This window comes from Pontibacter sp. HSC-14F20, from assembly GCF_019599265.1.
Taxonomy (GTDB): Bacteria; Bacteroidota; Bacteroidia; order Cytophagales; family Hymenobacteraceae; genus Pontibacter.
This window is the reverse complement of record NZ_JAHZTC010000012.1, coordinates 128445-147333: the sequence shown is the minus strand read 5'-3', so window position 1 is coordinate 147333 and position 18889 is coordinate 128445. Positions and strand designations below refer to the sequence as shown.

The following is an 18889-nucleotide window of genomic DNA, read 5'->3' as shown; positions in this document are numbered from 1 at the left end:
CCGCCAACCCCAACAACAAACAGCCCCTGTTTCCCCAAAGAAGCAGGGGCTGTCTTGCTTATAATCTAGCTTAGGGAAGGCAGGGAACGCTGGCACATAGACATAAGCCGATAGCTGCGCGGGCAACAGCAGATGCTAAGCTCGCTACCTGCACGATACAACAATTAATTTAGGAGGGCGCCAATTTTGCAGTTCACAGAAGTAGATTTATGGGTGGACTAGATGGGGGTAGCGGACGAAACCATTCGGCGTATCAAAGCCTTGAAAGGACTCAGATAATCATATTGAGATAACTTTATACCCTAATAACGCGCTCATTTACACAATCAACTAGTCAAAATCATTTTGAATTTGCTGCCTTTACGCCTGCGTAGAATCTTGCACATATTCATATTCAGTTGTTGATTCAGCCAGGTATCGAAGCGTTTTTATGTATGTTTCCATGTGGGCCTTCGGTTAATAACTCAACATACTCATGACTTTGAATAAATAATCTTAAACACAGAAGGCTGCCCATATTGGGCAGCCTTCTGTGTTTAGCTAGTACATGTCATTGATAAATTAAGGAGTCCCTCAGTCCGGTCTCTTACCCGCGATAGCAGTCTTTAAACCCTCAGTTGCCAGATATTGGTTTGCCAGGTCTTTTAATTCTTCAGCTGTCACACCTCTGATCGTACTGATATAATTATTGTAATGCTCGTATGGGAGCTTGTGAAGTATAATTCGTTTATACCTGTCACATTGCTCGAAGATGGTGGCTATGTCGTTGAGGAATTTACCAAGCATATAACTCTTTACAGTTTGCAACTCCTCTTCCGTTACCAACTCTTTCTGCAGCAGCTTAATCTCCTTATGAATTTCTGCAAGCGTTTTCTCTGTTACCTGGTAGTTTACATCCGTACCAATGAAAAAAAGACTATCCTGTTCCTTTGGTGATATGGCTGAGTATATGCCGTAGGTATAACCTTTGTCTTCCCGGATGTTGCGCATTAATCTGGAACCAAAGTATCCACCCAGTATTTCATTTAACACGACAAGCTTGTGATAATCCTCGTGGCCTATTAATGGAAACTGCTTACCTAGGCGGATGGATGATTGTAGACTTTCCGGCATCGAGACAAAATCTTCATCCTGACCCTCTACCTTTGATATTGACGGCGCACTAGGTGCTCCTGTTAATTGCAATGTGGCAATTTCTTTCTCCAAGAGTTTTTCCAGCTCTTCGCTAATGTCTCCACAAGCAAATACCTCGAGCTGGTCTGTGCTATACCTGTGCTTATAAAAGTTCGCCAACTCTACTTTAGCAGTATTATCCAGCGCATGTTCATCGAGACCAAATACGTAAGGATGCGTCTTCCCATAAACCAGTTTTGTAAAGCTGTGCGTTGCCAGGTAGCTATTCTTCTGGCGCTGTACCTTTAGGTTTTGCTGATTACGTTTGCGTAGAAGCTCAAATTCCTCTGTTGGAAAAACAGGGTTTTGTAAAACGTCAAGTACTAAAGGAAGCAGCTCAGGAACATATTTGCTGAGACAGTATAGGGTAAACTCTGACCGGTCGTAGCCATGGTTATTCTCAAAAGAGGCTCCGTAGAAAGCTACTTTTTCAGCGATCTGCTTGGCGGTATAATTCATACTGCCTTCAAAGAGCATTTTTCCTGTCAGGTCGGCTACGCCAGCGTGTTCTTCGAACCACTTACCCGCCTTAAAAACAAAATCCAGCCTGATTACAGGCTGGGTTTCGCTTTTTATATAATGCAGTCTGGCTCCGTTGCTTAAGTGGCTTACTTCAGCTATCTGTAGCGTGACTGCTTCTATTTCATGTATTTCTGGTGCTTTTGTTCTATCAAGCATTCTGTAATTAGTTTTTAATCTAAGTTAAGCGACAAGCTAAAACGAATTGTTTCAGCAAGTGGATTGCCTCTTTCGCTCGGTATCAGGTAAGCTGCGTCTATCCCGAATTTCTGGTAACGCAACCCTACACCTGTTGAAATGTACTTTCTGTTGCCCTTATCCGGGTTTTCATAAAAATAACCAAGACGCGCGGCGAACAGATTATTATACCAATATTCTATACCTCCGGAGAAATTGATCTCTTTTAGTTCTTCGCTAAAGCCATCTGGTGCGTCGCCAAATGAAGAAAAGATGCCACTGATCACAGTTTGTGTGCTGTCAGCACCCGGCGAAGGAACTAGTAGCTTATTGGCATCGAGCACAAAAGTCAGTGAGTTGTACTGGTCAAGGTTATACGTAATCGCTGTGCCTAGTTTCAGGTTTGTAGGCAGAAAATCCTTTTGGTCGCCGTTGGTATAAGCAATCTTACCACCGATATTTGAAATGTTGGCACCCAAGCCAAGATTCAGATTTTGAGTGAGATCACGGTTGTAGTAAACACCCACGTCAACAGCAGCTGTGTTACCTGGCTTTGACTCGAATGGGCTGGCGCCACCGCCAATTGTCACGTTACCGGCCAGGTTGGAGCGGATAAAGCGGGCTCCTATACCTAAACTGAAGTACTCGCTCAACGCTTGTCCGTAAGCAATCGACAGGGCATACTCTTTAGGGGAGAATTCTGTGATATCGTTGCCGTTGGCGTCGATGAACTGAATATCACCCAAATCGAAATATAAAAGCGAGGCAGAGATGGCAGAAGTCTCAGAAAGTTTTTTGTAGCCGGATAGGTAGCTAAGCGACATATCATCTACGATGTTGCGTAGCCAAGGAGAATAAGAAAAGCTCACACTCATATCATTCTGCACGAAGCCTAGCTTGGCTGGATTCCAGTGTGGTGCGTTCGCATCCGGGCTGAGGGCAACACCGGCATCGCCCAAACCAGCAGAGCGTGCATCAGGAGCTACAGTCAGGATCGGAACGGCGGTCGTAACGGTGCGCGAGTCCTGCCCAATTGTAGAAGTTTGTGCCGATGCAAGGTGCACTGAAAAGAATGCAGCCACAAATGCAGTGGCTTTTACAAGTAAATTTTTCTTATACATATAGCGTGTATTGATGCAAAATCAAATATAGAAATATTATAGGATTTTACTAATTCAAGAGCACAAGTTTCTCAATTCTTGTAGCTGTTGCTCCATCATACTGAGAACGTACAATGATTCGGTAAACGTATACGCCGCGGGCTAATGTGCCGTTTAATTCATCCCGACCATTCCAGTTGATCCCGGTCAAGTGTGAATTGCTGCCATAACTGGTGCCTTGCAGCGTCTTTACCAGTTTCCCTGATACGTTAAATATGTGTATATGGATATCTAAATTTTCACCTGCCCTGTTATGGTCAAAATGAAAAGTCGTGTTTGTTGAGAAAGGGTTTGGGACATTCCGCAACTGCGTTATTGTCAGCTTTTCGTTGTTGGACACAATGAATTCAATTTGCTCTTCAGCAGAATTGTTGTGCGTATCCCAAGCTTTAAGCAACAAGGTATAGGAGCCTTCTTCCAGATCTTTAAACGGATAACGAATGGTGCCGGATTGGTAGCTGTCACGTTCAGCGTTATAGTAGTCGTTCAACACAATGGCCTGGCCTGTTTCCGAATTCAGTATGGCCATCATCTCGCGGCCCGATCCTATACCTGCCGTGTTCAGCCCATTCTCGTCGGATAGCTTTGCCAGCAGTACCGGGTTCTGGCTTGTCGAGCCACCGGATACGAAGGACTCATCATCCATGAACAGCTTAACCTGAGGCGGCGTATTATCCAGGGCTATACCTGAGGCAGTGCCTCCGATCACCATTGTGGTGTCAGCGCCCAGTGCGTCGTGAGTAGTGCTGCTGGCATAAAGGCTGATTTTGCCTGTGCCTAAGCGGTAGTCGATGTCTTTGGGAACAACGAAGTTTAACTCAAAAGCACCTGATCTGACTGAGGCTTGCCCATCAAACACAATGTTCTCGCGCAACTGCACAGGTATAGGTTGACTGCCTCCAGGTATAGCAGGTTCGCCTGTGCGCTCCGGTGTGTTGTCGCCGAGGGTGCGAAGGGTACTCGGTTTTTCAAAAATGGTAATGTGCAGGATGCCGTTAAAATCAGTGGCAATGCTCCCGTCTGCAGCTGTTATGACACCTTGCATGTTCACCTTGCCCAGTGCTTTTAAAGTGTCAGAAGCGGCTGGTTGGTCATTAGTTTGGGTGATGCGGGCTTGCAGATGCGGATAAGCGAGCTGTTGGGAAGGATCGGCCAGCAACGTGAAGTTTCGGTTATTCACGCCCCGCGCGCCACCCGTCTGGTCTGTCAGGCTGCTGTTTTTAGTGATCCGCATAACATCCCCTAAGCGAGGCATGCGGCCATTAATTGGGCTGAGAGCTGCTTTATAGAAATTGCGGTTGAGCACACGGTTATCGCTCGAAAAAACAGGACGTGTAGTCGTGAGCAGGCCAATGGCACCGCCTTGCGGATTTAACAAAGCTAGTTCAGCACCGGATGAGCGTCTTGGGTCGTCGTAGCGACCAAATTCGCAGGTGGCGGTAAGCAGAAAGGTCAGCCGGTCTTTGTTGCGCCAGTTGTTGATCTGAGGTGCTGTCAGTATTTGCTCCCAGGCCCAACTGACTTCATTGCCGTGCCCGGTATAGTTTATGATCAGAGAGCCCTGCTCCACAGCCTTATCGATGGCAGCAGCGGCTTCAGGGGCACGTTGCCGGTTGGCTTCGGCTTCCTGCGGGTACAGGTCCAGGTATACCTTGTTTGGGTTGTAATTAGCGTGCTCGCGCTCCAGGTAGCTGTTCAAAAACTCGGCGTCGTTCAGGTGCTCGTTGTAGTCACCGTCATCTGCCACAAACGTTACCTGGCTACGCCACTTTCCAAAATGCCCCGGACTGTCATAAGCGATGATTTTGTCAACCATCGTGGCAGCCTCAGTTAATGTTTTCACGGGCAGGCGTCCTATACCTATGTCGAGCAAGTGGTTGCCAGCGCTATTTTCTGCCCATTCTCCTTCGTCCTCATCCAGAAAGCCATAATAGTCCTCGGAAGAATAGCTGCTGATCGGGTGGAGCGACTGCCGGGACTGGTACACAGGCACAAAATTCGTGTTGTTGGGTAGCCTGTTTTTGTAATCATAAGACGCATCGCCAAAGAGGAGCAGGTGTAGCACATCGTCGACCTGCTTGCTGCTGCGGTTGTAGAGCATGCGCATGTAGTCGCGGATGGCTGTCACGTCTTGGGCGCCCGACGAAAACTCGTTGTATACCTGTGTAGTTGTAACGACTGCAACTTGCATGTTGCTGTGCTGTTGGCGGTGCGCTGCCAGCCGGTTCGCCTCCTGTAGAAAACGTGGATGGGTCAGGATAACGAGATCAAGCCGACCATCGAGATTGTGGCTGTGTAGATCCTGGTTGGCCAACTTGCCCAAAGCTTTCGGTTTAAGGCCGGTGTTGTTCCTGATAGCGACAAATTCTCTGAGTATTTCAGTTGGAGCGCTAAAAATCAGATCAGAGCCAGAAGCGTTTGTTTGCTGCACAACAGGTCGTTGCGGATCTGTTACATCCCATACCTGTGTAGTAGCGGGCGTGCCTGCCAACCGGAAAGCGCTCACCGGACTAGCCATACTGGCTACGGAGCGAAAATTGGTCTGGTCGCCGTAGAGCCTGAGCTGACGCTCGTAGTTGACTGTCAGGTAATTCAGAAAGCCAAGGGCGGAAGCGTTGCTGCCTGTGCTGAAGCTGATGCCTACCTTTAATTCTTTAGGTTGCCCGAGTTGCTGCTGGGTTAAGGTATAGGTGCTGCTACTGTTGATGCCTTCCGGATGGTAAGGAAAAGTGCCACGCCCGCTGATCGTTTGTGTGCCCAGGGTATGGCCGTTGAGTCGCAAGGTATAGGAACTCTCCGCCGAGGAGTTGGCCATCAGGAAAGCCGTCAGTTGAACCTCAGAACCCGGCACCAGGTCCGATGCAGGCAAGCTGATTTCGCGGGAGGTCGTAAAAGCGCTGAAATCCTCGCCATACCATTCCCGGCCGGAGTATACCATGTTCTTCAGGTCACGCTCATGGTAGAGCCGCTCGTTGTAGCTGCTGACAGTTTGGCCTGAACCGCTTGCCTGGCCGCGCTCGCTTACCCGTAAGCCTTGGCCTGCCCCGACGCGAATAAAGTAATAAGCTGTATCGGAGTAGATGTTGTGGCTGTGCCGAAAAGCTGGGTTATCTCCCGTGTGCTGCCAGGTATGAGGACCTTGCGCATAAAACAACGCATAATCTGCCTCGTCGAAGCGTCCATCGGTTTCACCTGCCACCCAAATGGCATTTTCCAAAAGATCATCAGGGCGAGGTGCATTGTTTGGTTGTGGGAGCATACCACCTCCGTTCCCGAACAGCTGCAGCGTGCGCGGGTCAAGCTGCTGGGTATTGATGCCCAGCGACTGCAGTAGCGCCCGGTCGATGCGGTGTATACCTGACTCGGTTATGCCGATTTTATACCAGTTGCCTGTGCTGAGCACCGATGAAGTGACAAATCTGCTGGGAGTATTTTCTGTGCTCTGGGTAGATTGAGATGGCTGCGCAGCACTTTGCTGTGTGGCTGTTATGCCTTCCTGTGCCCTTGCATGAAGGGCTATGCAGCCAATTAGCAGACAGGTATACAGCAGAGGAAAAATCCGCATGGCAGGCGCAGGTAAATGAAAGAATAATACGCTTTCTAAATTTACAGAAGATTCTCCTTTCAGCTAAATAAATCGGCGATAATTGCAGTTACGGAGCAGGCGGGTATGTGGCTGTCAGCCAGCAGTTACGAAGCGTATACCTTACCTGCTATACCTGCTTCTATCTTAAGTTGATCCTTGTCCCGAGCAAAGCATACCTTTACTCCAGTGGAGAGTTTGAAGGGACTGGTGTTTTTCTGAAGATCGACAAGACAACGTAAAGCACGATGATCAAAGGGATGGCGGCGAACTTAGCGAGTGCCAACAAGATAACGGACAGACCAAGGAAAATGAAGCGGATAGCGTTGTCTTTCCAGGTCAGGTTCTTGAATTTAAGCGCAAACAAGGGCAGTTCCGCCACCAGCAGGTATGAGAAAATGACTGTTACCGCCAGCAGAAAATAAGGGTTCAGGATGATGTTGTCGTACAGGTTGCCGGAGGTGGCCAGTATAAGCGGCAGCGAACCAATGAACATAGAACAGGCCGGCGTCGGCACCCCGATAAAGGACTCGGCCTGCCGCGTATCAATGTTGAATTTGGCCAGGCGCAGTGCCGAGAAGATCGTGATCACAAAGCCGAAGAAAGGCAAAGCGTCAGCCGGTATACCTAATACAGACGCTTCAGCCTGCGATAACAGCCCAAACATAATAGCACCCGGTGCGGCTCCAAACGAAACCATGTCCGCCAGCGAGTCAAGTTGCTTTCCAATCTCGGAGTAAGCATTCAGCACACGGGCTATCATACCGTCCATAAAGTCGAAAATAGCTGCTATACCTATGAGGTAGGCTGCATATTCCAACCGGAGGTTAAAGGCAAAATATAGGGCCAGGCAACCGCAAAACAGATTGATGCACGTGATGGCGTTAGGTATGTGTTTTTTCATCCGGAGGGCTAGCGCAGAAATGGGTTATACTTCTTTTCGTACGCAATGGTAGTTTCAGGTCCGTGACCCGGGTATACCACGGTGTCATCCGGCAGCGTAAATAGTTTGGTTCTGATGCTGTTGATCAAGGTATCGAAGTCACCGCCAGGCAGGTCGGTGCGGCCAATGCTGCCCTTAAAGAGCACATCGCCGCCGATGCATACTTTGTCAGTCTCGCTGTAGAACACCACATGGCCGGGTGCGTGTCCGGGGGCAAATAGAATCTGAAGCTCGGAATTGCCAAACTTTATGGTATCGCCTTCCTTCAGGTAATTGGTAGAGGCTTCTATACCGCTGTACATCTGAAAGCCATAATTCGGGGCGTATACCGGTACTGAACGAAGCGTCTGCAGTTCATCTTCGTGTATCTCCAGTTCCACCTTGTAGGTATCGGCCACAAACCTGTTGCCCAACACATGGTCGATGTGGCAATGGGTGTTAAGCAGGCGTACTACTTTCAGATCGTTCGATTCAATGTAGCGCTTTAATTCTTGCTGTTCTGTTAGCTCATAGCAACCAGGGTCTACCACCACGCACTCCTTGGTATCGTCGTACAGCAGGTATGTGTTTTCCTGGAAGGGGTTAAAGGTAAGGCAGGTAACTTTCATGTTCTTCTCGTTCACAGGGCGCGGGCCCACAAATTCGGCTTCTAAGTTACGAACTTCAGGCGTAAGTCGTAAATTGCCTGTATGAATTATGACTACATAGTCGTGGGGCATGGTATTGCCGGCGCCACACTTGCCTATACCTTGCGCAAACATGGCCAGCGGGTGCTGGTGATCGACGAGCCCAAAGCCAACTCCGCCTCCCGTGTAGCGGCCGGACTTGTGAACCCGGTGGCGGGCAAGCGTTTCGCCAAGTCCTGGCTCGTGGACACGCTGCTGCCTTATGCCGACAACTTTTACGACGAACTGGAGGATCGATTCGAGCAGCAGCTTTTCATCCACAAACCAGTTTACAAAATATTCTCTACCATAGAGGAGCAAAACAACTGGATGGCCAAAAGCGCCGAAGGCAACTGGAGCGAGTATATGGGCGCGACCTATACCCAAAGCACCGGTCAAGACGCTTCTATACAGGACCCATTCGGCGGCATCATGATCAGCAAGGGTGGTTATCTGCGCATTGCCGATACGCTGGACCTCTTACTACAAGACTTACAACAGGCCAATGCGCTGCTGCCGGAGCGTTTTGAGATGGATCAACTGCAACTGACCGAGCAAGGTATAGCTTACAAAAACATAACAGCAAGGCAGCTGGTTTTCTGTGAAGGCTGGCAGGCGGTGCACAATCCGTACTTTAGCTGGTTGCCGCTGCAGCCTACCAAAGGCGAGGTGCTGGAAGTGCAAACACAGGATTTTAACCCGGAGTGCATCTATAATAAAGCCGTTTACGTTGTTCCGGTAGGAGAGGGCCGCTTTAAGATAGGGGCCACCTACAACTGGCGCCAACCCGACGAGCTACCAACTCCCGAAGGCAAGGAAGAACTGAGCGAGCGCTTTGAGCAGATTACCACACAAACTTACCAGGTGAGCAGGCACTGGGCCGGTATAAGGCCTGCCGTGCGCGACCGCCGTCCGCTTATGGGCCAGCACCCTGAACATGCACAACTGAGCGTGTTCAACGGTATGGGATCCAAAGGAGTGCTGATGGCGCCATACCTGGCTGATGTGTTTGCCAAAGCATTGATTGGAGGGGGAGAAATACTGCCGGACGTACACATTTCGAGATATTATTCGTTATATTACGACTACATAAAACACCATAACCCTGAACTCTAAGCGCATGCGTTTTCCTATAAGGTTATTGTTACTGTTCCTGTGCTGCGTTACTGCAGGCGAAGTGGCTATGGCCCAGCCTAATGTGCAGACTTTTGGCAGGAGCCGAATTCAGTATAAGAACTTCGATTGGAAGCTCTACAGCACCCAGAATTTTAACATATACTTCTACAAAGGCGGTGACCAGTCGGCCCGTAACGCAGCCGAGCATGCCGAGCGCGAACTCAAGCGCATCACCAGTTTTATCGGCTATTATCCTTACTCCAAGATCACGCTCATCGTCTACAACTCGATGACGGACCTGAAGCAAAGCAACATTGGTATGCAGCGCGACCAGTTCCAGACCGGTGGCGAAACGCTCTTTCTCAAAAACAAACTGGAACTGGCCTACGACGGCACCCAAACCGATTTCAAGCGTGACCTGAGCTATCAGCTTACCGAGCTTCTGCTCAACGATATGATGTATGGCGGCAGCCTGAAAGAAGCCTTGCAGAGCAGCTACCTGCTGCGTCTTCCGGATTGGTTCATCGGCGGTGTGGCGGCTTATACTGCAGAGGGTTGGAGCCTGCGCATGGACAATTATGTGCGCGATATGCTCGTGGTGAATAATAAGGCCCGCATGGAAGATGTGCTGGCCCGCAACCAGGAGTTGGGCGGCCAGGCCATCTGGAATTATATAGCTGAGCGATACGGCTATACCTCTATTCAGAATATTCTCAACCTGACCCGCATTACCCGCGATACCGAGGTGGGCATTACGAGCAGCCTGAACATCCCGTACAAGCGTTTTCTGCAGGATTGCCACAACTACTACATGCAGATCAACACCCGCGGTGAGAACCCGCTGGTTACCCTGCCAGCCGCGAATAAAGTTTTCCAGAAGAACAAAAAAGACATCCACTATACCCAGCCTGTGCTGAACCCGGCCGGTACGCTGATGGCCTATGCCGAAAACGAAAACGGCAGCTACCAGATCATCGTGAAAGAAGTAGGCAGCAACCGCAGCCGCGTGGTATGGAAGAGCGGCTATAGAACAGTGGACCAGCGCATCGATTACAAACTGCCTGTGCTGGCCTGGCGTACCAATACCCAGCTGGGTTTTGTGGAGGCAAGGCGTGGCCAGATGGTGCTGCGGCAGATCAACTCCACTCGTCGCCGTTCCCGTATACCTGTGTTTGATGACATCCGCACCACAGCCGTTACGCTGAGCCAGTTCTCGCAGGTACGTGACATGAGTTATTCTGAAGACGGCAATACCCTGCTGATAAGTGCGGTGCGCGATGGACAGACGGACCTATACCTACTCTCCAGTGGCGGGCGTATGCAGCAGCAACTCACCAATGATATTTACGACGACATTCAGCCGGTTTTCCTGAAAGGGGGCAGTAGCAACATTGCTTTTAGTTCCAACCGCTTTATAGACACAACTGGCCAGACGGCAACAGGCAGTTTCTCGGGTGTGGTCAATAACTACGATATTTTCCTGATGCCGCGCGACGGAGGCAGTGCGCGTCAGATCACCTTTTCGATTGCGAGCGAGTTGCGTCCGCGTGCTACAGCAGACGGCAACCTGGTATACCTGAGTGAAGAAACCGGGGTGCGCAGTCTGTATCAGTACAATGTTGCCACAGGCGCTCGCCAACCTATAACCAACTTCCTGCAGGACATTGAAAGCTACGATCTGGGAGGCGATGCAAATGCCCTGGTGTTGACGGCAAACGACAATGCCCGCAGCTTTGTCTATGCTTTCCCGGCTTTCAGTCCAACTGCTCAGGACTCGCTGCCAAGAACTTCCCGCCAGATCATACTGGAAACCCGTGCCCGTAGCGCTGCTGCAACCACAGCCACTACCCGCAAGATTGTGGAAGGTGCTACACCTAAGAGAATGCAGCGACAAGGGGAGGTAGACATTGAGAATTATCAGTTTGAGAGTGACGCAAAAGAACAGGAGCAAGCCGAAACAGAGGCCAAAACGCAAGCTGCAGTGCCACAGCGTGCCCGCACCACCGAGGGCGGTGTACCAATTGCCGGCCCTGTAGACTATGACTTGCGCTTTAGCGTGCAGGAGGTGATCACTTCCGTATATGCTGATCCGCAACTGGGCTTCGGTATTGTGGGCGGTGTCAATATGAGCGACTTGTTTGAGAATCACCACATCCGGGGTAACGCTTTTGTTCGCACCGACCTGGAGACCAGCCGCATGTTTGCAGAATACATGAACCTGAAAAATCGTTTCGACATCGGGTTGCAGTACCGACGCGATGTGATTGTGGGCCAGGCACCGGAGTTCCCGGGTTCTGTGGTGCGCTTTGGTAAACACGAGTTCTCTCCCTTGTTGGTATACCCGCTAAGCTATAGCACCAGCATCCGCATGCAGCCCCGTTTTGTAAACACGCGCTTCACCTACATCAACAGCTTCGTGACGCCAGACAGGACCGACTATTTTGGTGGCGGCAGCGTGGAACTGGTGTATGATAACTCTGTGGTGCGCGGTGTGAACATGCTGGAAGGAACGCGTATGAAAGCAGGGATCATGAGCCTGAAAAACTTCGAACACAGCTCGGAGAACTTCAGCAAGTTTTACCTGGATCTGCGTCATTACCAGAAAATACACCGACAGATTATATTGGCCGGACGGATCAACTATGGTACGTTCTTCGGTAACGCACCTAAAAACTTCCTGATCGGAGGTATGGATAACTGGCTTTTTGCATCGGAGGATGACGGAACTTCAACCCGCGACGACGTGGTGGTAAGCACACCAGCTGACCTCTTTTACCTCGATTACACAACTCCGCTGCGTGGCTTCAATTTCAATGCTCGTCGCGGGTCTAAGGTGCTGTTGGCCAATCTGGAGCTGCGGGTGCCTATCGTTCAGTATCTTTATGACGGACCTATACCTTCAGGCTTCTTCCGCAACCTGCAGTTTACTGCCTTTGGCGACGCAGGGTCGGCCTACAACGGTACCAACCCGTTCACGGGCAACAACTCCATCAATACCCGTGTGATCGGTGGTCGTATTGACCAGACCAACACAAGTCCGTTTGAGATCACGGTGATCAACTACCGCAATCCATTCTTGCTGGGCTATGGGGTAGGCGCACGCACCACCTTATTTGGTGTGTATGGCAAGGTCGACATGGCCTGGAGTGAGGAGGACGATGCACGAAAAGGGCCTAAGTTTTACATCACTTTAGGCTACGACTTCTAAAAGAGGCATGAACCGGAAAACCAAACGATTTGGTATTGGCTTTATTCTGGTACTCGGGCTGGCAGCCGCCTGGCTGCATATGGCCGACAAAAACTATGTGTACAAGGCGCTATACCATAACTTCGCAGATATTGACGACAACCTGATCTTTCATCAGCGCAAGATAGCGGCAGCCGATACACCCCAGCCCTGGCCGCTTGCCAGCAGGTATAACCAGCTTTCCCTCCCGCAGGAATTACAGCAACTCCACGAACAATTGGAGTCTGTTGCCTTCGTGGTAGTGCACCGCGACTCGTTGCTGCATGAGCAGTACTGGGATGGCTACTCTGAAGAGTCGTTGAGTAATTCGTTTTCGGTGGCAAAGAGCATTGTGAGCATTCTGGTAGGTGTAGCCCTGCAGGAAGGAGCGATTCAAAGTATAGACCAGCCGGTTGGGGACTTTTTGCCCGAATTCAGAGAAGGAGCCAAGGCAAAGATCACACTCCGGCACCTGCTCTGGATGAGCTCCGGCCTGAACTGGGATGAATCGTATGGCAACCCGCTTTCCGTTACCACAGAAGCCTACTACGGGTCTGACCTGAAGAAAGTAGTCCGGAAACTGGAGGCGGTGGAGGAGCCGGGGCAGGCTTTTTCTTATAAGAGTGGCGATACCCAGATACTGGCATTTGTGCTGGAAGCGGCCACCGGGCAAAACCTGGCTGACTATGCTGAACAAAAACTATGGCGACCGCTGGGAGCCGAGCGAAAAGCAGAGTGGAGCATCGATCATCCGCTTGGTAACGAAAAAGCCTATTGCTGCTTCTTTTCCAATGCCCGCGATTTCGCCCGTATCGGGCAGCTATACCTGCAGAAAGGGATCTGGAAGGGCGACACCCTGGTCTCAGCGGATTTCGTGCAGGCCTCGCTTACACCTAGCGGTCTGACGGATGCGAACACCGGGAACCCAACCACACACTATGGCTACCAGTGGTGGCTGCTGCCAGATTACAAAGACCAATCTATCTTCTATGCACGCGGCATACTGGGGCAGTATGTCATTGTTATACCTGAGAAAGAGCTTGTGATTGTGCGGCTCGGCAGGAAACGCGGCGAACGCATCGACGGTCATCCCGCAGAGGTGACGGCGATGATCGATGCAGTTAACAAGATGGTGCCCTAGGTATAAAATGATCAGCGAAGCTGAAGGCGCACTACCTGGATCGCTCTGTAATAACAGGGAGCAACTCTTCTAATCCGTTTTGAGCTTTTGATGTTCCGGCTACGTATAAGTGAGGAATTATAGCTAATTTGCCGGAACATCATTCTTTAAAGTGCTTATGTTGCAGTCCATGACAGGCTATGGCAGTGCCCGCCTCGATACTGACCAGTATTCTATTAACGTCGAAATAAGATCGCTCAATTCCAAAAGTATGGACCTGACCGTGCGTCTGCCACGGTTTCTGTCAGAGCGTGAGTACGAGATACGCACCATGCTGACAAAAGCGCTTGTGCGCGGCAAAGTGAGCATCTGTGTTGACTATACCAAAAACAAAGCGCAGCGAGCCAAGAGCAATATCAACAAGGAGTTGCTAAAGGCTTATTACGAGGAGCTGAATACGGCCGCGGACATGGTGGGCGGGTCTAAAAACGATCTTTTTCGGCTGGCTCTGCACATGCCGGATGTGCTGCAGCAAGACCAGGCCGAAGACGAGGAAGGCGAAGCGGACTGGAACACCGTACAACCACTTGTAGAGCAGGCGCTTGAGAACATCAACTCATTCCGGGCTGACGAAGGAAAGGCACTGACCACCGAGATTATGTCTTACATCGATCGTATCCGGATACTGCTGTCTGAGGTGGAGAAGCAGGACCCGGTGCGCATGGAGCATATCCGCAACCGCATCAAAAACCATATCATCGAAGTTTCTTCCTCCGAACACTATGACCAGAACCGCTACGAGCAGGAGATGATCTATTATATGGAGAAGCTCGACATTGCAGAGGAAAAGGTTCGCCTGGTTAACCACCTGCACTACTTCACCGAAACGGTATACCTGCCGGAGCCTACTGGCAAAAAGCTGGGTTTCATTTCGCAGGAGATTGGCCGTGAAATCAACACGATCGGCTCAAAAGCCAACGATGCGGCCATACAACACCATGTGGTGGAAATGAAAGAAGAACTGGAGAAGATAAAAGAACAGATCAACAATATTCTGTAGCAGAAACCGCTACTTTTATGAAAGCAGCTGCCCACCCGGGCAGCTGCTTTTTTTGTATGTCATCTGGTGAGCCAACGGTTTTGAGTTAGTGTTTAAACACCCGTATATAGATCAGCCAACTTGCATAAATTTTTATTATTTTTTTGAAATTTTTTTCAGCTGCGGACGCGCTTTGTTATTGCAACCCAGTTTCAGAAGTATACTTAAATTCTTATATAAATTATATTTAATGTTTGTTAATAGCGAAACCTTTTTGCAGGTATGGAAACACTGTTAAAACGCTGATTTTCAGTAGATTTGAGGTGTTGTTTGGTGTGTTGTTTTCTTCTATATTTCATCATGTTTAACTAAAAAAATATATTTTAATGAAAACAACACGCTTACTTTCGCTCCTGGCCCTGGCGGCCCTGTTTGGTTTCTCCTCTTGCCAGAAAGAAGAGGCCGATGTAACAGCCAATGAGATCTCACCCCTCACCATGGCTAAAATTTCAGAGATGGGTTTCAACACTGACAATGTGCAGCGCACCGAGGGTGGCTACATTGTAGAGGGTGACATCTTCTTCTCTGAAAGCGATTTGCAGTCTTCTCCTGAAACCACCGCCCTGCGCGTGGGTGAAGAGGAGCAGTACCGCACCAACAACCTGGTAAGCGTAGGCTCCAGCCGCACCATCAATGTGGCCATCACCACCAGCCTGCCATCTTCCTATGTAACGGCACTGGACGAGGCTATCCGCCGCTTCAATGCCGAGAACCTGCGCCTCAAGTTCCGCCGCGTATCTTCCGGCTACAACATCCTGGTATCGAAGGCACCGACTGGCTCTTCTTACCTGGCCTCTGCCGGCTTCCCGTCTGGTGGCAATCCCTACAACTCTGTAAAGGTGAACTCAGCCTACCTGGGCACCAACCCGGGCACCAACTACCTGGCCACCATCCTGGCACACGAGATCGGGCACACCATCGGCTTCCGCCACACCGATTACATGAACAGAGCGTATAGCTGCGGTGGTTCTTATTACAACGAGGGGGCCTCTAGTGTAGGTGCTGTGCACATCCCGGGCACACCAACCGGTGCCGATCCGAACTCCTGGATGCTGGCCTGCATCGGCAATGGCTCCAACCGCTACTTCAACTCCAATGACAGAACAGCTTTAAGATACCTCTACCAGTAGTCCAGTCCTTAATGCTATAAAAGGCACAGTCCCGCAAGAGGGGCTGTGCCTTTTTTTGTGCGCTTGAACTACGCCAGCAAGGTATACCACACATGTCATCGCAACAGAAACCGTGCAGCCGCAACTCGTTGCTTCGGGTTTAATAAACTTCAGGAAGCCTAAGAGCACAAAAAGATAAGGCATTGCAGTTTGAATCCTAAAAGGATAAACCTATGATGGAGCAAAGGCGGTTTAGAATGGCTATTTACTGCAGAATCACCTTACGCGACAGGACGGTACCTTTTTCAGTGGTTAGCCGGAGTATGTAAAGCCCTGGCGGAAGGCCTTTGGTCTGCACTTCCTTCAGCATGCCGGTTTCCTGCGATACACGCCTGAGTCTTCCCAAGCGGTCGAATACCTGTACCTGTGCAGTCTCGCCTTCCATAGCTACATAAACGGGTTCTCCGGCCGCTACCGGATTCGGGTATACCTGTACAAAGTTTTCCGGGGTATGGATTACTGTTTCTTCCTGGCTGTAAATCGTTTTGCCATCGGCAGTGGTCGCACTGGCTCTGTATACATTCCGGCCAGGTATAGGAGACTCGTCCATGAGTTGGTATTGCAAGCTGGATGAAGGCGTACCGGTATGTAAAGCTTTAAAGTTGCCGTTTTCTAAACGCTCCAGACGCAGGTATGTCAACTGGTGCGTGGTGCTGAGGTTTAGGGAGAAGCGGGCAATGTCTGGCGTCACCAACTCTAGCGGCTGGAAGCTACTAATGTAGCAAGGTGAAGCTTCTGCCTGTACAGGTATACTGCGACTGTAGGCTGCCTGGTTGCCCTGAATAATGGGTGCCACTGCCAGGTAATTGCCCTGCAACAAGCTTCTGTCGATAATAGCAAGTGTGTCGGAAGTCTGCAGGAGAGGCTCCAGGTGTGTGTCACCCAACTGAAACAACTTATATTCCTGCGCATTAGGATGTCTGGACCAGTGCAACATCACCTGCTCCTCACAATTAAAGCCGATTCGTAAATCCGCAGGCTGGGCCAGGATGAACGCTTCTGTTGGCAAAGCTATACCTTTATGAGACAGGCGCAGTTGGGCTAATGCTGCCGTATCAGGTGTTTGCCAGGTATAGCTGCCCTGGCTCAGGTCTATACCTTCAGCTATAGTATACCACGTATCGGAATTGTGCAGACGGTATTGCAGGTCGGCCGCACCCGTCACAGCACCGGACTGCCAGGCAAGGCGGTTAGGCTGTCCGGCTGCCAGTGTAGACGTAGCAACAGGGTATAGCCATTCCATGCCTTGCTCCAGTTCATACACCAGGCTGTATTCCTGAGGCTCTCCTGTTACCTGATAACCCGTTACCTGCAAGGTATAGGTGCCGGCTGCCGGGGCTTCCAGCGTGATCTGTTCTATGTTGTTCAGGCGGTCCAACCGACGGCGGGCGGGCTGTTGCAGGGAATCGGGGTGAGGGTAAGTGCTCAGCACCCAAGGCAGCCAGTTCTTGCCAGAAGTGGCATGCCGCAGTACCAGATCCAGGTCATTGACAAGCGCTTTTTCGGAGTTGGGCTCCGCTTCAGGGTCATGCCAAACCAAGGTTGCCTTTAACCGGCGCACTCCTTTGGGTACGTTCAATTGGAAAGTTCGCGTCTGACCTTTTGCTACTGCATCCAGTTTGAACTGTTGCGCTTGTATAGTTCGAAGTGCTCCGAGGGCATCAGCATTGCCGAAACCTGCAGTGAAATCGGGTCCTGGACTGCCTGTATCTTCTGCACTGTTGATCAAGGCTGCTTTTACCAGCGAAGCGGGCGGCAGATTGCCGTGTTGTGCTTTATAGAGCTGTTGTACCAGCAAGGCTATACCTGAAACCACTGCCGCCGATTCTGAAGTGCCCGCAGCGCCCTGTGCCACCAGTTCCGGTTTGATGCGGCCGTCGTAGGCGGGGCCTCTGGAGCTGCGTATACCTACCTGCCCATCCGGACCCAGTGCGCCTACACTCAGCGTGTTTTTAGAAGTTTTGAACTGACCGGTCAGGTTGGCTATACCTGGCAGGTTGGCATAGGTACCACTTTTTTCAGCTTGGTCGCCGCTGTTGCCAGACGAAAACACATGCAGCAACTCTGGGTGCTGGTAACTCTGCTGGTCATAGGCCTGTGCTTCCAGACCGTAGTAATTTTCTATACCCACACCGTAAGAGTGGTTCTGTACACTTATACCCTGGCTCAACAGGGCTTCGCTGTCGTCAGGAAACAACTCTTCGAAACTGGAGTGGGCGATAAGAGTATGCTGCGTGACACCTCTGCCATTCGGGCCTGTGTTGCCGGCTCCTGCTATCAGGGTGGCCATGGTAGTGGCATGCGAACTGGGTTTTTCCTCTATTGACTGGGGGCTAATAACACGGCCCTGCAGGTCGAGGTCAGCTGGGTCGAAGGCAGCCTCTTTTACGGACACTGCCATACCTTGTCCGGCAATATCCCGGAAGGCCGCCTGCACTGCATAGATGTTGTTCACCACGAAATCAGTATCCCGCAGCTCCAGTTCCTCCACAGCCCGGCGGTTGGGCTTATCCACATAAAGCACCTCCGGCGAAGCGGCCAGCCGCAGTAGTTGCGCAGGTTTGATGCCTGTTATCACCAGGGTATTGGTATGTGAGCCAGACTCTTTTACAGTGGCGTTGAGTTGTTGCTGTTGCAGCCAGGTATAGAAGCGCTTTTTGTCAGATACTTTGATGCGGTAAGAGGCTGCCGGATGATCTCCGTTGAATTGCTGCAGGTGAGGCGCCAGCTTGCGGGCCACCTGTTTGGGAAGTGGAGAAGCTACTTGTTGTGACTGGCTTTGGAGTGGGAGCAATGCCAATAGACACAGCAAAGGCACCCAAAGTGTTTGTTTAAGTTTGTGGCGTGGTGGCATAGAGCAGACGTAAGAGTAAAGCTCAGTTTCTATTTTGATAAAATAGCACTAAAGCTAATCAATAGCCACCATATAGGCAATAGTT

The 18889-nt window shown here is 50.5% G+C and carries 11 protein-coding genes; 5 read left to right on the top strand and 6 right to left on the bottom strand.

Annotated elements, in window-relative coordinates; translation table 11 throughout:
- Positions 1 to 573: 573 nt before the first annotated feature.
- The 5 genes from K3G39_RS13250 to K3G39_RS13230 all read right to left on the bottom strand — a co-directional run bounded on the left by K3G39_RS13250 (position 574) and on the right by K3G39_RS13230 (position 8163).
- Positions 574 to 1851: a pitrilysin family protein gene (locus K3G39_RS13250; RefSeq protein ID WP_220626637.1), complete on the bottom strand. Its 1278-nt coding sequence runs from the start codon at positions 1849 to 1851 to the stop codon at positions 574 to 576.
- A 14-nt stretch (positions 1852 to 1865) separates the two neighbouring features.
- Positions 1866 to 2990 carry a type IX secretion system outer membrane channel protein PorV gene (porV, locus tag K3G39_RS13245; protein WP_220626636.1) on the bottom strand — a complete coding sequence of 375 codons (1125 nt, stop codon included), beginning with the start codon at positions 2988 to 2990 and terminating at the stop codon, positions 1866 to 1868.
- Between the two features lie 49 nt (positions 2991 to 3039).
- Positions 3040 to 6594, bottom strand: coding sequence for a type IX secretion system sortase PorU (gene porU, locus K3G39_RS13240; protein ID WP_220626635.1), 3555 nt, complete (start codon positions 6592 to 6594; stop codon positions 3040 to 3042).
- A gap of 199 nt (positions 6595 to 6793) precedes the next feature.
- The gene (locus K3G39_RS13235) at positions 6794 to 7516 is read right to left on the bottom strand and encodes a phosphatidylcholine/phosphatidylserine synthase (RefSeq protein ID WP_220626634.1); all 723 of its coding nucleotides are present in this window, start codon (positions 7514 to 7516) and stop codon (positions 6794 to 6796) included.
- 8 nt (positions 7517 to 7524) lie between these two features.
- Positions 7525 to 8163, bottom strand: coding sequence for an MBL fold metallo-hydrolase (locus tag K3G39_RS13230; protein WP_220626654.1), 639 nt, complete (start codon positions 8161 to 8163; stop codon positions 7525 to 7527).
- Between the two features lie 81 nt (positions 8164 to 8244).
- Here K3G39_RS13230 and K3G39_RS13225 point away from each other — a divergent pair, with 81 nt between their 5' ends.
- The 5 genes from K3G39_RS13225 (at position 8245) to K3G39_RS13205 (ending at position 15911) form a co-directional block, all read left to right on the top strand.
- Positions 8245 to 9336 carry an FAD-binding oxidoreductase gene (locus K3G39_RS13225; protein ID WP_220626633.1) on the top strand — a complete coding sequence of 364 codons (1092 nt, stop codon included), beginning with the start codon at positions 8245 to 8247 and terminating at the stop codon, positions 9334 to 9336.
- 4 nt (positions 9337 to 9340) lie between these two features.
- Complete coding sequence (locus K3G39_RS13220; RefSeq protein WP_220626632.1) at positions 9341 to 12544, top strand: hypothetical protein; 3204 nt, start codon at positions 9341 to 9343, stop codon at positions 12542 to 12544.
- Positions 12545 to 12551: 7 nt separating this feature from the next.
- Complete coding sequence (locus K3G39_RS13215) at positions 12552 to 13703, top strand: serine hydrolase (protein ID WP_220626631.1); 1152 nt, start codon at positions 12552 to 12554, stop codon at positions 13701 to 13703.
- Between the two features lie 157 nt (positions 13704 to 13860).
- Positions 13861 to 14742 (top strand): YicC/YloC family endoribonuclease, encoded by an 882-nt coding sequence (locus K3G39_RS13210; protein WP_220626630.1) that lies wholly within the window; start codon positions 13861 to 13863, stop codon positions 14740 to 14742.
- Positions 14743 to 15107: 365 nt separating this feature from the next.
- Positions 15108 to 15911, top strand: coding sequence for a M57 family metalloprotease (locus tag K3G39_RS13205; RefSeq protein ID WP_220626629.1), 804 nt, complete (start codon positions 15108 to 15110; stop codon positions 15909 to 15911).
- 244 nt (positions 15912 to 16155) lie between these two features.
- On the opposite strand, the gene K3G39_RS13200 is transcribed toward K3G39_RS13205, so the two are convergent.
- Positions 16156 to 18804, bottom strand: a complete 2649-nt coding sequence (locus tag K3G39_RS13200) for a S8 family peptidase (protein WP_220626628.1) — start codon at positions 18802 to 18804, stop codon at positions 16156 to 16158.
- Positions 18805 to 18889 lie beyond the last annotated feature (85 nt).

Excerpts from the sequence above, each read along its gene's own strand:
- porV (WP_220626636.1), bottom strand. The coding sequence starts at position 2,990 with ATGTATAAGAAAAATTTACTTGTAAAAGCCACTGCATTTGTGGCTGCA.
- porU (WP_220626635.1), bottom strand. The coding sequence starts at position 6,594 with ATGCGGATTTTTCCTCTGCTGTATACCTGTCTGCTAATTGGCTGCATA.
- K3G39_RS13230 (WP_220626654.1), bottom strand. The coding sequence starts at position 8,163 with ATGAAAGTTACCTGCCTTACCTTTAACCCCTTCCAGGAAAACACATAC.
- K3G39_RS13220 (WP_220626632.1), top strand. The coding sequence starts at position 9,341 with ATGCGTTTTCCTATAAGGTTATTGTTACTGTTCCTGTGCTGCGTTACT.
- K3G39_RS13205 (WP_220626629.1), top strand. The coding sequence starts at position 15,108 with ATGAAAACAACACGCTTACTTTCGCTCCTGGCCCTGGCGGCCCTGTTT.
- K3G39_RS13250 (WP_220626637.1), bottom strand. The coding sequence starts at position 1,851 with ATGCTTGATAGAACAAAAGCACCAGAAATACATGAAATAGAAGCAGTC.
- K3G39_RS13210 (WP_220626630.1), top strand. The coding sequence starts at position 13,861 with ATGTTGCAGTCCATGACAGGCTATGGCAGTGCCCGCCTCGATACTGAC.
- K3G39_RS13200 (WP_220626628.1), bottom strand. The coding sequence starts at position 18,804 with ATGCCACCACGCCACAAACTTAAACAAACACTTTGGGTGCCTTTGCTG.
- K3G39_RS13215 (WP_220626631.1), top strand. The coding sequence starts at position 12,552 with ATGAACCGGAAAACCAAACGATTTGGTATTGGCTTTATTCTGGTACTC.
- K3G39_RS13225 (WP_220626633.1), top strand. The coding sequence starts at position 8,245 with ATGAATTATGACTACATAGTCGTGGGGCATGGTATTGCCGGCGCCACA.
- K3G39_RS13235 (WP_220626634.1), bottom strand. The coding sequence starts at position 7,516 with ATGAAAAAACACATACCTAACGCCATCACGTGCATCAATCTGTTTTGC.